Origin of the sequence: Roseivirga thermotolerans, assembly GCF_014653175.1 — a bacterium.
GTDB classification, from domain to species: Bacteria; Bacteroidota; Bacteroidia; order Cytophagales; family Cyclobacteriaceae; genus Roseivirga; species Roseivirga thermotolerans.
Window position 1 is genome coordinate 542,548 of sequence record NZ_BNAG01000001.1, and the last position, 16,644, is coordinate 559,191.

14 protein-coding genes are annotated in these 16,644 nt (G+C 40.4%); all 14 read right to left on the bottom strand.

What is annotated here, in order from left to right; all coding sequences use genetic code 11:
• Nucleotides 1-6: 6 nt before the first annotated feature.
• Nucleotides 7-1,089 carry a GumC domain-containing protein gene (locus IE164_RS02465; RefSeq protein WP_189628596.1) on the bottom strand — a complete coding sequence of 361 codons (1,083 nt, stop codon included), beginning with the start codon at nt 1,087-1,089 and terminating at the stop codon, nt 7-9.
• A 1-nt stretch (nt 1,090) separates the two neighbouring features.
• Entirely contained in the window at nt 1,091-3,589 is a 2,499-nt protein-coding gene (locus IE164_RS02470) for an SLBB domain-containing protein (RefSeq protein ID WP_189628597.1), read from the bottom strand.
• A gap of 181 nt (nt 3,590-3,770) precedes the next feature.
• On the bottom strand, nt 3,771-4,841 hold the full coding sequence (locus IE164_RS02475; RefSeq protein WP_189628598.1) for an MraY family glycosyltransferase: 1,071 nt from the start codon (nt 4,839-4,841) through the stop codon (nt 3,771-3,773).
• 77 nt (nt 4,842-4,918) lie between these two features.
• Nucleotides 4,919-5,905, bottom strand: a complete 987-nt coding sequence (locus IE164_RS02480) for an NAD-dependent epimerase/dehydratase family protein (protein ID WP_189628599.1) — start codon at nt 5,903-5,905, stop codon at nt 4,919-4,921.
• Nucleotides 5,898-7,001 (bottom strand): glycosyltransferase family 4 protein, encoded by a 1,104-nt coding sequence (locus IE164_RS02485; RefSeq protein WP_189628600.1) that lies wholly within the window; start codon nt 6,999-7,001, stop codon nt 5,898-5,900. The genes IE164_RS02480 and IE164_RS02485 overlap by 8 nt, the downstream gene beginning before the upstream one ends.
• A 102-nt stretch (nt 7,002-7,103) precedes the next feature.
• Nucleotides 7,104-8,237 (bottom strand): glycosyltransferase, encoded by a 1,134-nt coding sequence (locus IE164_RS02490; RefSeq protein WP_189628601.1) that lies wholly within the window; start codon nt 8,235-8,237, stop codon nt 7,104-7,106.
• A complete protein-coding gene (locus IE164_RS02495; RefSeq protein WP_189628602.1) occupies nt 8,234-9,208 on the bottom strand; it encodes a polysaccharide pyruvyl transferase family protein in 975 nt (324 codons plus the stop codon). Before IE164_RS02495 ends, IE164_RS02490 begins: the two co-directional genes overlap by 4 nt.
• Entirely contained in the window at nt 9,171-10,424 is a 1,254-nt protein-coding gene (locus IE164_RS02500) for an O-antigen ligase family protein (RefSeq protein ID WP_189628603.1), read from the bottom strand. Before IE164_RS02500 ends, IE164_RS02495 begins: the two co-directional genes overlap by 38 nt.
• Before the next feature lie 53 nt (nt 10,425-10,477).
• Nucleotides 10,478-11,896: a capsular polysaccharide export protein, LipB/KpsS family gene (locus tag IE164_RS02505; protein WP_189628604.1), complete on the bottom strand. Its 1,419-nt coding sequence runs from the start codon at nt 11,894-11,896 to the stop codon at nt 10,478-10,480.
• Nucleotides 11,889-13,103 (bottom strand): lipopolysaccharide biosynthesis protein, encoded by a 1,215-nt coding sequence (locus IE164_RS02510; protein WP_189628605.1) that lies wholly within the window; start codon nt 13,101-13,103, stop codon nt 11,889-11,891. The genes IE164_RS02505 and IE164_RS02510 overlap by 8 nt, the downstream gene beginning before the upstream one ends.
• Before the next feature lie 28 nt (nt 13,104-13,131).
• On the bottom strand, nt 13,132-13,929 hold the full coding sequence (locus IE164_RS02515) for an SDR family oxidoreductase (protein ID WP_189628606.1): 798 nt from the start codon (nt 13,927-13,929) through the stop codon (nt 13,132-13,134).
• 12 nt (nt 13,930-13,941) lie between these two features.
• Nucleotides 13,942-14,883, bottom strand: coding sequence for a Gfo/Idh/MocA family protein (locus IE164_RS02520; RefSeq protein ID WP_189628607.1), 942 nt, complete (start codon nt 14,881-14,883; stop codon nt 13,942-13,944).
• On the bottom strand, nt 14,880-15,590 hold the full coding sequence (locus tag IE164_RS02525) for an acylneuraminate cytidylyltransferase family protein (protein WP_189628608.1): 711 nt from the start codon (nt 15,588-15,590) through the stop codon (nt 14,880-14,882). The genes IE164_RS02520 and IE164_RS02525 overlap by 4 nt, the downstream gene beginning before the upstream one ends.
• The gene (locus tag IE164_RS02530) at nt 15,583-16,641 is read right to left on the bottom strand and encodes a nucleotidyltransferase family protein (RefSeq protein WP_189628609.1); all 1,059 of its coding nucleotides are present in this window, start codon (nt 16,639-16,641) and stop codon (nt 15,583-15,585) included. The genes IE164_RS02525 and IE164_RS02530 overlap by 8 nt, the downstream gene beginning before the upstream one ends.
• Nucleotides 16,642-16,644: the final 3 nt, after the last annotated feature.

The window sequence follows — 16,644 nt, forward strand, 5'->3', positions numbered from 1 at the left end:
AATTATTTATTGCACCTCTTCTAGTGCGCTCATAAATATTTCTCTGGAAAGAACATAGGCAATCATTAGAAGACCTCCTAAAGCACCGCCAATGATTAGTGTCTTTAGAAGATTCCACCGGTTGTTGGGTAATGGATACCTTGGGCTATCTATAATTTGAATAAGAGGCATTTGGTTGCGATGAGCCACCTTAGCCAGTTCCAACTGTTTTACTATTTCCTGATAGATAGCACTATTGGCCTGTACATCGATCATTGCCTTTTGGTAGGGTACCTGATAAGTTTTATAAAGTGGGTTTGGGTTTGGAATATTTTCATCAACCTGGGCCAGTCTCATCAACGAAAGGTCCAACACGTTCTTAACACTATCGGCCTGGTACTGGAGAACTTTCAAATTGGCGGCACTCTTTTGCGTTTTAGTTTCCAAATAGAACTGGTTTACATTGGCCACATGTGTTTCCGTAAACACCTTTGCGAGTGTCTCATCTTGGTGCTTAAAACCCACCTCTAAAATGGCAGCTCTTCTATTGGGTTTACCTACAGTTAAAAAATTCTCACTGACAAGTTTCACTGATTCTCTGAGCAAACTGTCTTGCTTTCGACTAAAGGCTTCTCTTGGCACCTGAGAAAAATCCTTAATGTTTACTCCAATTTTCATCCACTTTTCGGTGAGCTTATTGGAGTGAGCAAATCTCTCGACTACTTGAACACGCTCTTCATCAATAGTAACTTCTGAAAGAAGGGTTTTTTCAATCATTCGCCTGGACAAGTATAACTCTTGAATATTATCCATTTGAAAGAGCACACTACCTTCAGTAAGGGCGCCAATGTTAACACCGGCCAATGAAGCAAGAGAGCCTAATTCTCCAATTCCTCCGCTACCATCTTTGTCCAACACAAAAGTTGTTCTAGCCGTATACACTTTCGGCTTAAGGTAGTTGTATGCGACTACCAGCAAAAGAATGCATACGGTTCCCACACCTATCTTAAGCCATTTAGATAGAACAAAGTTTGTCCAATAAACAAATCTTCTAATCAGGTAGCCCAAAGAAATCTTCGGCTCATCTAAATACTGATTTTCCGAGTTCATCTTAGTTGCTGATTTGATTTATGACTAAAGCTAGCGTTGCCAGGCTACTGGTTATAGCCAGAACATCCTGAACCCTCACGGGAACAGCCAATGGTTTCGTTGGTACAATAATCTCAGCTCCAGGAGCTGGTTTAGGATAAAACTTCATAAAGAGGAAGCTTCTTGTGCGAGCTACTTCGCCATTGGCATAAACCACATAAGTACCTTTCTTTTTGGCTCTAAAATCGAACCCTCCCGCACTATTGATGTAGTATTTGAGAGACTTCCCTTTTACAAACCTGGTAGTTGTAGGGTATAAAAGTTTACCTCTCAGCCTCACGGTTTCTGATTTTTTAGGAATGATCAGTACATCTCCATCCTCTAACAGCAAATCTGAGACAGAGCCTGGCTCATTAATGATTGACTGTAAATCAATTCCTATGGCCTCTGCTTGCTTCAGCTGAATATTGTCTGTAAGCGCATTTCTTTCAATAACCTCTTTCAGGCGCTCTCTTTTAGCAAAAGAGGAAAGGTTTTGATTAGATTCTCTCCTTTTCTCCAACTCTGCAATGTCCTCATTTATACTTTTTAGTAAAGACTGTTCGGCCTCAGTTAGTAAATCAGGAGTTTTCTGAAACTTAGCCTCCAGCTTGATGAGTTGATCAATTTGTTGCTCTATATCGGTTGGTTCTTCATAAAACTCGGTCTTACGGATGAGTGTTGCTCCTTCTACGAAGGCAAACGCATTTATTCCCCCGGCACGATTTACTAAATCGGAAATACGTTCGCCTTGTGTGCGAATGGCATATTGGCCTGGCGACCTTACCTGACCTTCAATTGTAACCAGCTGCTGCTTTTTGTAGTTAGGGTTTCTCCTCACATACACCTGATCGTAAGGCGAAAGAATGAACGATTCCGCCTCTGTTGCCAATCCGCTTTGATCTACTGTAAAAGCGAAGGTTTTAGAAATACCAAATCCATCAGAGTCGTCAGAATATAATCTTCTGGAAACTTCAATACTCCCTCCAAAGGCCGCATTAGAAAGCCCCCCGGCCATGAGTAAGGCATCTTTGAGCGATGTATTATCGGCAAAGCCGAGCACTCCGGGTTTATTTACTTCTCCCAACACTTCAATAAAGTGCTCCTCTTTTAATTCATTCTTAGAGAAAACGGTAACCACATCTTCTCTTTGCAGAATAACGGTTTGGCGGTTTTCCAACACATCGCGTAGATTGACGGAGATAGTTTCGAACGTCAAATCCTCTTTGGCGCGTCTAATAATTGCCCTATCGAGAAAAGCATCAGGCCTAAGGCCATCACTCTTTTTAATTAGATCGGCCAAACCAAGGTTATCGGTAATGGCGTAGTTTCCGGGACGGAAAACGGCTCCTTGGATAACCACCCGATTAGTATAGCGATTGAGGACTGTTTGAACGGTATATTCATCTCCGTTTTTAATGGTGAAAACTTCGTACTGATCGCTTAATATATCGGCCACCCGTTTTTGGCCATCACTAATACGTTTGAGTTTAATAGTGCCATTCAGAGCGTTCTCCGTAAAACCACCGGCATAATTCAACAAATCTGCAAGTGTTTCACTTTCCAAGAGTTCAAACTTACCTGAAACTTTGACTGCCCCAGTCAGGGTAACTCTATTTGTATAGGGAGGAACAAGAATTACATCTCCACTTTCCAAACGGTTATCACCTTCTGCATAACCTCTTTGCAGATAGTCGTAAATATCGATGGATGAAATCAGCTTGCCTTTTCTGAAATGCTTTACTTGTCTCAAAGAACCATTTTCCGTAATACCTCCTGCTGCATAAAGAGCATTAAACACCGTATTAAGCGCGCTAAGGTTGTATGTTCCAGGAATTTGAACTTGCCCAATAACATTGACGCCAACACTTCTAACCTGTCCAAGCGACAAACTTAGAAAAGTATTTGGCTGCTCACCTTTCATGCCTCCATAGACCGTTGCAAACCGTTGCCTAATTTTTCTTTCTGCCTGCTCAACGCTAAGACCATTGAGAGCAATAACTCCTAAATTTTCTAAAATAATTGTACCCTCTGGAGTAACCTGTGTTTGGTAATAACTCTCCGAGGCACCGTATATATCGATAAAGAGCTCGTCTCCCGGACCCAATACATAATCTTTGGGTGTTGGTTGGTTCAAATTGGTTTGAAAAGTCAAAAAGGAGCCTCTTCTAAAAATGTCTAAACCGTAAATACTTGTAGCGCCCTTATCTACCATCTGAAGTGAGTCTACGTATGGCTGCCTCATTCTTACATCTCCTACAGGATTTGCCTTTGCCTGGCTTGCCCTCATGGATTTCACCCGGCCAAATCGCTCATTGAGTAGAGCAAGGTCTTGAGCATTTACTCCCTGCGACTGCGCCAACGTAAGAATATCGGACTCACTGTAGCCCATGGCCTTTGCCTGTTTCATCAGGCTTTCAATCTGCTGGTCAGAAAGACTAGAAACTTTAATGGTAGAAAAATCAGGCAGGGTTTGTGCCATTAACCCGCTGAGGGAAATGAGTGCACATATTAAAAAAAGAAGTGGGCTGGATAAAAGACGTGATCTCATTCTTGCTTGTGAACTACATCGCAAGATAAGAGATTAGTTGATTTTGACAGGAAGGAATTGGGGTATTTGTAGCCCTCTAAGCAATAAGAAATGAAAAGGCGGTAAAATTGGATTACCCGGAATTGCGTATAGAAATAACTTTTGCCTCTTCTCTTGAAGCCCGGTTTCTTTCCCTAAGTTCTTCTTTACGTTTTTCAATCGCAGATTTAAAAATGAGGTCCAGTATGGTGCCTAAAGCAATCACGGTCACCAATATGGAGGGAATTACCACAGCATCGGAAAAGTCTTTAAGCACCAATGCCAATAGAACAAAAATAATATTTACCGTAACCAATATACCTGTAGCTTGGGCATGGTTGCAGCCTAACCTTAATAGAATGTGATGAACGTGTGTGCGATCCGGATGCATGGGTGATTTGCCTCGAAGCACTCTCTTCACAAACACTCTGAAAGTATCGGCCAATGGCAGTATTAAGACAGCTACTGCAGTACCAATAGAGCCACCGAATGCAAATTCGCTTCCAGCATTAGTATGGTTAAAGTCGATGAATCTGATGGTGAGAATAGACAAGAAAAAGCCGATGAATAAAGAGCCGGTATCGCCCATAAATATTTTTGACGGAGCCCAGTTATAATTCAAAAAGGCCAACAAAGCACCGCACAATGAAAGTGCAATTAAAGCAAAACCAATCTGTTCGTTGAGATAAAAATAAATACCAAAGAACAAGGTAGATATTATGCCCACCGAACCAGATAGACCATCAATACCATCAATTAAGTTATATGCATTCGTAATAACTATGACGGTGAACAACGAGAGAAGATAACTGACGGCAATGGGCACTTCAGTTATTCCGAAAAGATTATAAAGAGAGGTAAATCGAATATCACAAACGGCTATTATAATCATTGCCGCAGCGATTTGACCAATAAGCTTCTGGTAGGCCCGGAGATTAATTAAGTCGTCCCTAAACCCTATCACAAACATTATAGAAATGGCGCTTACTACATACTTAATATCTCTCAACACCTCAAAAGGCGCCCAAATTAGAATTGAGAGGGCAAACCCAACAAAGATGGGAAATCCACCCATTGCTGGTGTCTGAACCGTGTGAATCTTTCTCCCTCCCGGATCATCCAAAAAGTTTCTTCTCTTGAAAAACTTAATGAATACTGGAAACATTAAGAATGTTAAGAGGAAGGAAGTGCCAGTTATTAGTAATATCTGTTCCAATAGATTTTTAAATAATAACAGCGAAATTACTCAGAAAAGAATAAAATCTCATCATCCTTTTGTTTTGTAAACTCGTATTCAAGAGTTCTTTCTAATCCTTGTTTCAAAGAGAATGGTGCTCTAAACACGCTATGTACCTTTGAAGAATCAAATTGAGTAGTAGCGCAAAACTTCTTCACCCTGACGGAATTGATGGATAGTTTTTTGCTGCTTATAAACGCCATAAGGTCAAAGAAATATCCTCCAAGCATACCTAATGCATATGGAATTCTTTGTTTAGGAATGTCAATATTGAGTTTAGCCTCAATTAAAGACACCAACTCAGTCATGTTGAGGTCAGGTTTGTCTACATAATTATAAACGTTGTATCCGGAAGCTTTAGTGTCCAGACACTGTTTGATAAAACTCACCACATTGCCTACATAGGCCATAGACTTCTTGTTTTGCCCACTGCCAATCATCAGGAATCTTCCTGAGGCTATTTGTTTTAAGAGGTTATAAACGTTTCCCCTATTCCTTTCACCAAAGATCACAGTTGGCCGTATGATCGTCACCGACTTACCCTCAGGATTATCATCATACCACTTCTTTATCACTTGTTCGGCTCGCCATTTGCTTTTCCCATAGTGGTTAAAGGGGTCTTCAGGATGGTCTTCGGCAGGATTGTCTTTGTTAAGGCCATAAACAGCCACTGAACTAGTAAAAATCAATCTTTTGATCCCACACTTATCCATAAAATCAAGAACGTTTTTGGTCCCTTGGACATTAACATCATAATACACCGAAACTGGGCTTACATCATCCCTGTGTTCTGCCGCCAAAAGCACAACAGTATCAAAGTCTGAGTCGAGTGATGCTAAGTCTTCAACGTTGCGAATGTCACCGATGATGGTATGCTTATTAAAAAAAGGGCTAGGGTTTTTGTCAAAATTCTGTAGTGAATTGACACCTAACTCTTTAATTAAATAAGAGCCAACGAAACCCGACCCCCCCAATATTAATGTCTTACTCATTTACTATGTCTTTATATGTGGAGGTCAATTGCTCAATGAACTTGTCTCCATCATGATTTTTTAAATATCTGTTTCGAGACTCACGCCCCATCTTTACTCTTAACTCCTTATCCGAAAGGATCTCTAAATACGCTGCCAACATATCATCGTCTCCTACTTCAAACAGAAAACCGTTCACTTCATTGGCCACTAATTCGGGAATGCCACCAGTGTTTGATGCCACTACCGGCAACCCGGCACTCATTCCTTCAATAATCGACAAAGGTAATGCCTCAAAATTTGAAGACAACAATAAAACATCACACTGACTGTAAATCTGGCTCATGTCTGAAATACTCCCAAGAAACCTGACTGTCCTAATTTTTTCTCCCAGCAGACCAAGGGCCCGAGACCTGAAAGTATCAGAGTCGGTATCTTCACCGCAAAAGGTCAACTCAAGCTTGGAGGTATTCATTTTTGCCCAGGCCTTGATAACGGTATGGTGGTCCTTGGCATTGTCAATCCTAGCTGGCATAACGATCCTTACCTTGTCAGAATCTTCAGGTTTGGAGGAAAGGTAATAGTCATTAGCGGTGTTCAGTTGAACAATTGCCTTCTTACTTTTTCTGGTAATAAAGAATTGCTGCTTGACATCATCACACACACATATGAAGTGATTTCCTGATACCAGATACCCAAACACCTCCATTCCGTAAATCAATAAGCTCTTGAGAACCCCTTTGCCTCTCCAACCCCAACCATGAATGGTGTAAATGCACTTTTTTTTCTCAAGTGCTGCCGCTACTCTGCCAAGCAAGCCGGCTTTAGCGCTATGGCAGTGAATAAGATCCGGATTGAATTGCCTTATTATTCCACGGAGTACTCTGATATTCCTTAAATCAGATTTGACATTGAAGTCACTTCTCATGTTTTCAAGAAATACGCATTCCACATTACAGGCTTCAAAATGTTCTATAATGGGGCCATGATTCCCAAAGACTACCTGGATTTCGAACTGGACCTGCTCTAAGTTTTTTACAATATTGAGTACGTGAATCGGGACTCCGGCAAAATCGGCATTGGTGATTATAAATAGCAGCCTTATTTTTTTACTCATTCTATATCACTATTTCTGCGTCCAGAACCTTTCAATCAATCTGCTTGAGCTGAAAGAGTCCGCGTATTTTACTATGAGTACGAGGTTGATATTTTGGTACGATTATGAACTGGTATATTGGTCAAAAACTTTCTCGTATTGCTTGTGTACTTTACTCATCTCAAACCTTGAAGACACAGAATCATTTGACTCAGACCTGAAGGCATCAGATTGATAATAAGATTTATGTTCAATAATTTCTGTGATACAGCCGCTCAATGAGGCAGGATCATTGTCTATGATCTTTCCATATTTATCCAAAATGAGTACGCTGTCCCCGACATCAGTAGAAATACACGGAATCCCGGTCGTCATAGCTTCACATAGCACCATCGGGAAACTTTCACTTCGAGAGGTAAGCGCATAAAGGTCTAGGGCATGATACAGGTTCTCGATCTTTTTCACCTCATCCATGAGCATTGTTTGGTCCAGTAAATTGAACTCTTCAAGTAAAGCAACCAAGCCTTTGTTGTTCTCATTTACATCAGATCCAGCAAGGATTAGCTTTACACTTACCTCCGGGTTTTTTGATTTAAAATCAGCGATTCCTCCCACAAGTAGCTGATGATTTTTTATAGGATCAAATCTTCCAAAATTACCGATCACAAGAGCGTCCATGTCTATACCCAGAGACTGCCTTGCTTGGTCTCGGGAGTTTTTGGTCACCATACTGAAGCGGGTGAGGTCTACCCCGTTTGGGATAACCAAGGCGTTTTTCATTTTCAGACCAAACTTCTTGTGGTAATTATACCCACGGTTTGAAACGAAAATAAAATTCCTCATTAAGCCAAGGTTGGCTATCAGCTTAGTGAGCCTAATAGTCGCTTTTGTAAAGAATTTTTCGTTCTGATAATCTTGCAGGTTATGATGAATATGCCCGAAAACGTTCTTTTTGAAAGGGAACAGTAAGCCCCCTAGCACGATCGACTTGTAAAGCCAAAAATTGACCACATCTGGTTGTATCTTTTTAAAAAAGCTTTTTACCTCAAAAAGCCTGGAAAACAAGCTCAGGTTAGGTTCAAACTCAAATACAACTACATTGGAGTTTTCCCGAACCAAATGTCCATAGGCTACGGTCTTGGACAGCATAACGATGTACTGAGTATGGTCTTTAAGCTCTTTACTGTTATATAAATCAACCAAAACCCTTTCAGCTCCACCCTGCCCAAGGGACGCAATTACATGGACGATTTTCATTTTTGGCTGAACTGATTTTTCCAATCAGTGATTTTTTTTGCTGGCAAGGTAATATTCGTTTCAAAGCTCTGTATCATGCCATTCAGGTTCTGAAGGTTAGATCTGGAAATAGTAGGCAAACCAGTGTCCCTAGCAATTTCCTTGGCACGATTATCTATCTCTATGATTAAAGTTCTCACGTGGAATTCAAGGGCTAGTATACCAGCATGTAGTCTGGTCCCTATATAATCCAATTCGTCACCTTGCTTGTAATACGCTATGAGAGATTCCAGGTCTCTTTTGATAGACTTCCCTTTATAGCCCAGTGTCTCTACATATTTCTGGTCTCCCTTTCCTTGCGGCCAGAAAATTACGTTTTCAGGCCCATAGTTTTCCATCAAGGTCTTTATCAGGAATGAATCCTTTTCAGGGTCTTTGTCATAATCAGTAAGTGAGAAAACACACTTTTTACCCTTGGTTGAGCGGTATTTGTATTCTTCTCCTTCTACTAGAAACCAAAGAGTAGGGCAGACAGTATTGACGACATTTTCAAACCCAAGGTCTGTTTTTAGCTTATTCGCAGTCATTCTGTCTCTAGTAGAGTGATTGTGGTTTTTGCTCAAAATCTTATTAGCGATGTACTTCGACCAGAACCCTTTACTCCCCATTTCATAAGATCCCCATCCTACTCCAAACAGGACTAGATTTCGGTAGTACAGCATTCCTGTCAGACCCACCTTAAAAGAAGCAGGAGGAAACATCCTGAACCACAGCAGGTTACTACCTCCAACAAATACGTGATCCACTTTCTTGAACATACCTCTGTCAGACCACTTTAAGTAGCTGTGAGAAGACCGCCTGATGATTTCACAGCCTTCCCCAAAGATTGATTTAAGCTGTTTAACAACAGCTCGGGAGATTATTAGATCACCCACATTAGGACTATTTCCGTCATTATAAATTGACGGATCCAGCAACAGAACTTTGGTCATATTTTGATTCTGAATTTAACATGAAGACGAAGCCATAGAAAAACCAAAAGAAATAGGTTGTGAATAACTCCCTCTGAAAATTTATTGATACCCCAACTATGAGGATGGTAAGCATGACTTGGGCAAATGAAACAATTCCTTTTTTTCTTAGCGAAAACAGTACCTTAAAGAAGTTTAATAAAATCACTGCGAAAAAAGCAAAACCTACAAATCCGATTGTCGCCATTAAGTGGAAAATCAAACTATTGGCATTGTCGTCTTTGTAATAGTAGAGCCCCAGTATGTCACTCATTGAGTCATTTACCCTTTCAAAATTGCCTACGCCCACCCCAAAAACCGGATGTTCAGCTGCCATCAAAAATCCGCTATAAGATAGGCCAACCCGGGCACCTACACTACTTCCGCCACCCGCTGATTCTCCAAAGCCTGAAACGGCAATTTTCGATTCCAGCAATACAGTACCAAGCTTCCAAGCCGCTTGAAATTCTTCCGTTTGGGTAAGCCAGTATATACCAACCACCAGCACCAGAAATGCAGTCAGGCGCTTGTATAAGGACAGGTTAGTCAGGTACTTCCAGAAATGACTGAAGAAAACAATCTGGCAAACTACGAGCATTAACCAGGTAGCCTTTGAAAAGGTAAATAGTCCAATAACAAAGCAGGTAAAAAACTGAATTACGAGAATGCGTCTGATGGTTTTTCTCTTATCAATCTTTAGGCCGTAAATGCAGAACAGACTGGAGAAAACCAATATGTTTCCGATCACATTTGGGTTAAAAATCTGAATGGTGCCAATAAGGTCTGGGTTCATCGGGTTATTATAGGCCACGATTCCCGAGACAATCACCCCAAAGTTGAAAAATACAATGACCCAACCCCTGTAAAAGAGTGAATAATAGGCTGAAAACCATAAAATGAGGATGTAATAAAACACCCTTAATCCTTCGAACAAATCGACAAACTCAAGCCCATATCTCGAAGCATTCAGAAGTGATGACAAAACATGCCAGATTCCGATCAGCACCAGAGGTACATTCAATTTGGACCTGTAAACCTCATATAACTCAGGACGCTTGCTGATGATAACCTCAAACAGAAGGGCCAAAAGCAAAAAATCACCAAAGCTCAGGCCAAAGAAATAAAGGCCGTCATAAGGAAGGTTTTTACCTATCCCAATAAGGAAGAATGTAAGAAGTACCAGGACCTTCCTCAGCATTTGAGCTTTAGTTTTCGGTTTTGATGTATTTGAAATTCAATGTATTAAGATAATCAGACTTGTTGGTTAGCCAGCAATCGATATGTCCCCAACAACACCTCCTTATCCGACTCTCTGAGAAGCTCATACTTAGTACCATAAACACGGGAAGGAGAACCCTGTACCACTCTTGGTTTCAGATATGCGAGTGATTCAATGATCTGCTCATCCAGCTTACTCTTATCGAGCTTTAATTCGAGCACCTCCCTGATTTGATGCTTCAGACTTAGCGGAGATTTGCAAGGAAATATAGTGGGAAAATGATTGTAAAAGTTTTTGGCAAATACAATGGCTTTTCTACCGTATAAAGCCGCTTCGTAGGCAATGGTACCCGTCAAAGAGAATATCAATTCCGCTTTTTTCATAAGCAGCGGTGTTGGGTAGCTGTAATTGATTAACCTAACCCCGGGGATTGAACGTATTTCATTGTAGTAGTCAAGGCTCTTTCCGTCTACATCCGTAGGGTGTATTTTCACATACAGGTAGTAATCTGCAGGCAGGCTTCGGGCAATGATTCTTATAGTCTCGATTTGATTTGAGAAAAAAGATGCTTGAACGTCAATAGATGATTCCGGTTGGGTATGAAGTGCATACAAAGCAAACCTGGCTTCTGTATCCACTTTCTTGACATAAGGCTTTATTAACTTAAAAATGAACAGTCGATATCGCCTTCGCAGATACATGGTAAGAATCTGCAAGATCGTGTACCTGTTAAAATTATTTCCCCAGTCTGCAAACGATCTTCTCAAATTGTAATAGAATGCTCCTAGATGATTTGGAATTAACTTCAATACATCCATAAAGGATCTGGTGGCAATTTTAAGCTCTGCCTTTTCCTTCCCCTCACGAAACTCTTTCAAGAAGTCAGCAGCCCAGCTTTTGTCTTCTTCAACATTCTCACGCCTCAACTCAATAAGGTCGTCAGTATAAATGCTGGTAGAAAAACCATACAGGTCATTGGGTATTCTTATTCTCGTAGCAATGGTGCACTGGATACCTTTGGTTTTACATACCAATGATCCTAAAATCTGAGGTGCCGTATCCCGCCAGGTAGTAGCGATTCCCGGTTTGTGCTGATCAATGAAATCAGCGATTCGATGTTTTATGTGCCCGAGGTATTGAATACAAAAATCGTAAGATTTTGTTGAAAGGTTTCTGTCCATTAAGATGATGTCGTTGACCATAAGGTCCGACACTTTTTCCACTTCACTAAGCTCAAGTTTCAGTGAGCCAATGTCCTTGTTCTTCTCAAACTTAAAGCCCTCGTTTGCATAACAGATATTATCTTTATTGACGCCATTCTTTTTGAGAAATTCATAATCAGCATTGAGGAAAACAATCCATAACGTCTCAAGATCATTTTCTTCAAAATATAAGGCCAGGCTTAGAAAATACTCAGCAGGATACCCTATTAAAACAATTCTATTACTCATTCTTTTTTGTTGTGAAATAGGCTCTCTCTTGCTTGAACACAAATAGAAATGTCAAAAGCAAATACAATATGGAGCAGGTAAGTTGAACGTAAGCAGCTGTATAAATATCCCCCTGTTTTAATAGTAAAGAGTTCAAACCTACAGAACAAACGGCTGTAGAAAATGCAATTATAGTCATGTAAAAAGTTTGCTTCAAGTAAGTTCGATAGGTCAAATATATAGAACTCGATATTCTCAAAAATTCGCCAACTATGAGGATCGTAAAAACACCAGTGTACTCTAGGTATTTTCTTGCTCCAAGAAGAATATAAATGTAGTCTTTAAACCCGATCAACGAAAGTGTCATTATGAGGAGTATAGTAATAAAAGATGCCCTAAATTTCCTGATCGTAGCAAAGTTGGATTTTCTAGCCTCTTCAAAATAGAGCAGAGGATAATAAAGCAAAAACAAGGATGTAAAGGCCTTTATTAGTCTGAGTACCCTACCGGCAATGGAGTAGTTAGATAGATCAACTTCAGTAAAAAAGAGCTTTATAAATACCTGATCTGAATACTGAAGGGTCCAAGACAATATTTCCGTTAATGCTATAGGAACGGAATACTTTAACCAATCTTTTAATGTGATTGTCCGGTCTTTAAAGCCTAGATGAGATGACCTGCTAAAAGTCCCGTTGACTATATAAACAAGAGCATAACTAAACCCTATAAGCCCTAAGACTTTCTTATAATCGTTGTCTCCAACCTGAAAAAAAAGTAAAAGTGAAGCCAGCAAGATCAGTGCATAACCAACCTTGTAAAGGTTCATCGTCCTGATATTTTTCACAGAACGATAGAAATAGGTACGTTCATTGAACAGCACAAGAAATATGAGTGAAGAAGTATAGAAGTCGTTCAGCACCACACCTATCGCCAGATACAGGGCGAGGGTAACTCCCAAAAGATATTTACCGAGGTGTTTGCTTAGATGAGGAAGGGAGTTTAAGTTTTCATTGAACCTTAGGTAGCCATGATGCATCCCAAGGATAAGGACAGAAGATATTAAGGCAAATATATTCTGATAGTAAGAAAAAAGCCCTAATTGGTCCTTAGTAAGCTTGGTATTGATTATGAAGTTAACTACATAATTCAGTGCCAGGAATAAAACACCACCACCTATAAAATTTTTAAAATTTTTAAGGTGTGTACTGCTTTGAAACTTCTTTAGCAACAACACCATGTTATTAAACACAGAGGTTTTAGGCAACTGTCCAGCCTCCGTCCACTACAATATTGGCTCCTGTCATGTAGCTGGATTTATCAGAAATTAAAAACTCAATAGCACCGTTATAGTCGGTTCTGTCTGCCATACGGTTCAAAAAATTACGCTTTGCATAAGCACTCACAAATTCATCATCATGGTTGTCAAAAACCCCTCCGGGCGTAAGCGTATTGACTCTAATATTCTTGCCTCGGTAATAAGAAGCAAGATACCTGGTAAGGTGAAGTACCGCGGCCTTTGAAACGGCATACGACACCGGAGATGAAAACCTTTCATCGGGGTTGTAAATGTTCTTAACATTATCGTATAAGGACTGGTCTGCCGCCTTGAGGCCATAAATAGAAGCCACATTGATGATATTGCCCTTACCTTGTTTCAGAAAAATTTTACAGGCTTCTCTACACGACAAAGTCATTCCAACTGTATTCCCGTCAAGTACACTCATCAGAGTTTCTTTCGTATAATTTTCAAAAGAATCATAAAAGCCTGGCGGTTTTACCTGGGCGTTGTTAATGAGTGTATCAAGCTGCTTATAATTGTCTGCTATGACTTTAAAAAAGTTGACAATAGACCCTTCATCATAAAGATCGATTCGACATGTTTCTGGTCTTGCGTATCCCTCTTTTTCCATTTGATCAGCAAGGAGATTACATCTTGATATATTCTCATCTCCTATGATAAGTGTAACGTTATTCTTTGAAAGAAAATTAACGTATTCAGATCCTAAAATACCTGTTGAGCCTATCAGAGCTACTGTTTTTCCGGCAATACTCATGTCTAATAATTCCTAAATAATCTCAAATATTGTATTAGTGACCCTATCATTAAAGGGATCAGATATAGGGGTGTGATTTTTATCACCAAGCCTACCTATATAGTCTTTTAGCATGTCTAAATACATGTCGTTCCTCTCAAACGATCCAAAAGTAAAGTTTTGAATCGTTTTGTCATCAACACCAGTAGTTGAAATGGTGTTTTTGAATAAATCTGCCCTTATGTTACCCTTCTCACCCGATATCAGAATGTCTCTTTTATAGCCCCTGAATAAGTAGTCCAAGTGAATATTGACCAGTGTTCCGGAAGATGAAATGTAGGAGATCTCAGCCACGTCATCAGCATCTACCGTTACATTGCCAACCCGTTCTGAAATAAAGGCCAATTTACTCAAAGGTTCACCAAACAACAGATCGGCCATGTCTATTTCATGAACCAAATCTAACACTACCCCTCCTCCCTGTTCTTTATGAGCCGAGTACACTTCAAGATGGTTTTTTCCTGGTCTCCAGTCTGGGAGATACTGACCTACAAAAAACCTGGCAAAAAGGGTTCTGCCTACCGCTTGGTTATTCACAAGCTCCACTAGTTTTTTGACCACAGGATGAAACCTCATATTGTAACCAATCATAGCCAGTGAAGAATAGTCACCCGATCGTTCACGGAGCCGAGCCCAGTCTTCTTTTTTATGTACCAAGGGTTTCTCGCACAAAAAACTTATGTTATTGTCAATAAGAGTATTCAAAAGCGAGATGTGCTCTGAGGTAGGTGTCGCCACGATCACCGCATCTGGTTTCAGCTCGACCAATTCCTTGGGGTCAGTAATTTCCGGCAGATTGAATTCATTGCCTGCTGATTTCGTTCTCAACAGGTAAATATCATCAACACCTAAACTCAACAGATTTTGGGTATGCCTTCTACCTATAGAGCCAAAACCGGCTACTAAGACCCTCATTGATAGCTGCCATACTTTATCCAAGCTTCTGCCACATACCAATCCATCATGTCATCTATACATACGGACCTTTCAATTGGCATCACATATGGTACGATGTCCTCTCCATACATAACTCCTTTTTTGATATGTTCTCTCCTGAAAATGTAAACCGCTCCATTTCGCATATAAGCAGTTGGATCATAAAGTTGTCTGGGCACCCCTTCAGGCTCATTTCTCCAGATAGGCTTTAACAGTCCGTTCTCAATTTTCTTCATGAGAATTGGATGGAACTGGTTGGCCTCCTGTACACTTACTACCGAATCGGGATTTTTCTCAAAAAAGAGGTCGATACAGTTATCAATATCCTTGCTCAACCTCAAAGGATTGGGGGGTTCTAGGTAAACCACAAGGTCGTAAACGCACCCATCTTGCTCTTCGGCAAACTCAAGTGCATGCTGAATCACACCAATTGCCCTTGCTGTATCTGTAGCCAAATGATCCGGTCTAATGAATGGCACTTCGGCTCCCAATTCTTTACAAACTGTTGCAATCTCTTCGCTATCTGTAGAGACAATCAGCCTGTCGAGCTTATCAGTGCTTTTGGCAGCATCGATTGTATAAGAAATCAGAGGCTTACCGTTAAGATCTTTAATATTCTTACCAGGCACTCCCTTTGATCCTCCTCTCGCAGGAATCAGCCCAAGTAATTTCGGCTTGTCACTCACCACTCAATATTTTTAATGTCTTATTATATTCTTCCCACTGCCCGGTGTCAAACCATGAGTTTTCACTAATAGGATAGACACCTACTTTACCTCCCTTGGTCTTAACACTTTCCATCAAGTGGGTAATATGAAAAAACTCGCCATCCGGAATCAGGTCTAAAACGGACTTATTCAACACATACATTCCTGTAGAAATCAGGAAGTTGTATTCAGGCTTCTCACGTATCTCCAGCAGCTCACCACCCTTGTCGATTTCACAAATACCATACGGAATTTTGTAATGCATCATTGAAGAAACCAGGGTAACCTGATTATTACTTTCTTCATGTAACCTTACCAACTCGGCATAATCGGCATTGATAATGATGTCACAATTGCTAACGATAAACCGATCTGGTAAGTAATCCTGTAAAAGTTTCAGGCTACCGGCAGTACCTAGAGGTTTTGGTTCGTCAACAAACTGAATATTGTAGTCTTTCTCAATATCGTTGAAGTATGACCTGATAATCTTAGACTTGTGATTCAGTGTCATAAAATAATCCTTGATATCATGCGCCCTGAATTTGTCGATGATCTTCTCAACTATTGACTTATTGCCTATAGGAATAAGCGGCTTTGGCAGGATGGTGGTAAAAGGTTTGAGTCTCGTGCCGAATCCACCGGCCATAATGACCACCGGTAAGTCCAGCTTATCTTTTTTAATTGACTCTACTTCAGCCCCAAAAATGTCGGTCCAGAACAGTAGCTTTACTGGTTGTTTTGCATCATTGACAACCGGAATACAGGTAATCTTATGCTCAATCATTAAGGACTTAACATACTGAATATCATATCCCTCTTTGACCAGATGTGGTACCTTGTTACAAACCTCTGTCACTTCGGTATCCAAGCTTTTTCCTGCAAGTATCCACCTCCTGATATCGCCATCCGTTAGAGATCCGATCAGCTTTCCTTTCTGCGAAGTCACAAAAACAGATTTTTCTGAAGTTGCATTCAGTTTCTTCATTGCCTCCAGGGCACTCAAATTTGCTGCAACTATGAAATCCTCCATATT

Bases quoted from the DNA above. Each gene is read 5' to 3' on its own strand.
- IE164_RS02465 (WP_189628596.1), bottom strand. From the start codon at position 1,089: ATGAACTCGGAAAATCAGTATTTAGATGAGCCGAAGATTTCTTTGGGC.
- IE164_RS02470 (WP_189628597.1), bottom strand. From the start codon at position 3,589: ATGGCACAAACCCTGCCTGATTTTTCTACCATTAAAGTTTCTAGTCTT.
- IE164_RS02475 (WP_189628598.1), bottom strand. From the start codon at position 4,841: ATGTTTCCAGTATTCATTAAGTTTTTCAAGAGAAGAAACTTTTTGGAT.
- IE164_RS02480 (WP_189628599.1), bottom strand. From the start codon at position 5,905: ATGAGTAAGACATTAATATTGGGGGGGTCGGGTTTCGTTGGCTCTTAT.
- IE164_RS02485 (WP_189628600.1), bottom strand. From the start codon at position 7,001: ATGAGTAAAAAAATAAGGCTGCTATTTATAATCACCAATGCCGATTTT.
- IE164_RS02490 (WP_189628601.1), bottom strand. From the start codon at position 8,237: ATGAAAATCGTCCATGTAATTGCGTCCCTTGGGCAGGGTGGAGCTGAA.
- IE164_RS02495 (WP_189628602.1), bottom strand. From the start codon at position 9,208: ATGACCAAAGTTCTGTTGCTGGATCCGTCAATTTATAATGACGGAAAT.
- IE164_RS02500 (WP_189628603.1), bottom strand. From the start codon at position 10,424: ATGCTGAGGAAGGTCCTGGTACTTCTTACATTCTTCCTTATTGGGATA.
- IE164_RS02505 (WP_189628604.1), bottom strand. From the start codon at position 11,896: ATGAGTAATAGAATTGTTTTAATAGGGTATCCTGCTGAGTATTTTCTA.
- IE164_RS02515 (WP_189628606.1), bottom strand. From the start codon at position 13,929: ATGAGTATTGCCGGAAAAACAGTAGCTCTGATAGGCTCAACAGGTATT.
- IE164_RS02520 (WP_189628607.1), bottom strand. From the start codon at position 14,883: ATGAGGGTCTTAGTAGCCGGTTTTGGCTCTATAGGTAGAAGGCATACC.
- IE164_RS02530 (WP_189628609.1), bottom strand. From the start codon at position 16,641: ATGGAGGATTTCATAGTTGCAGCAAATTTGAGTGCCCTGGAGGCAATG.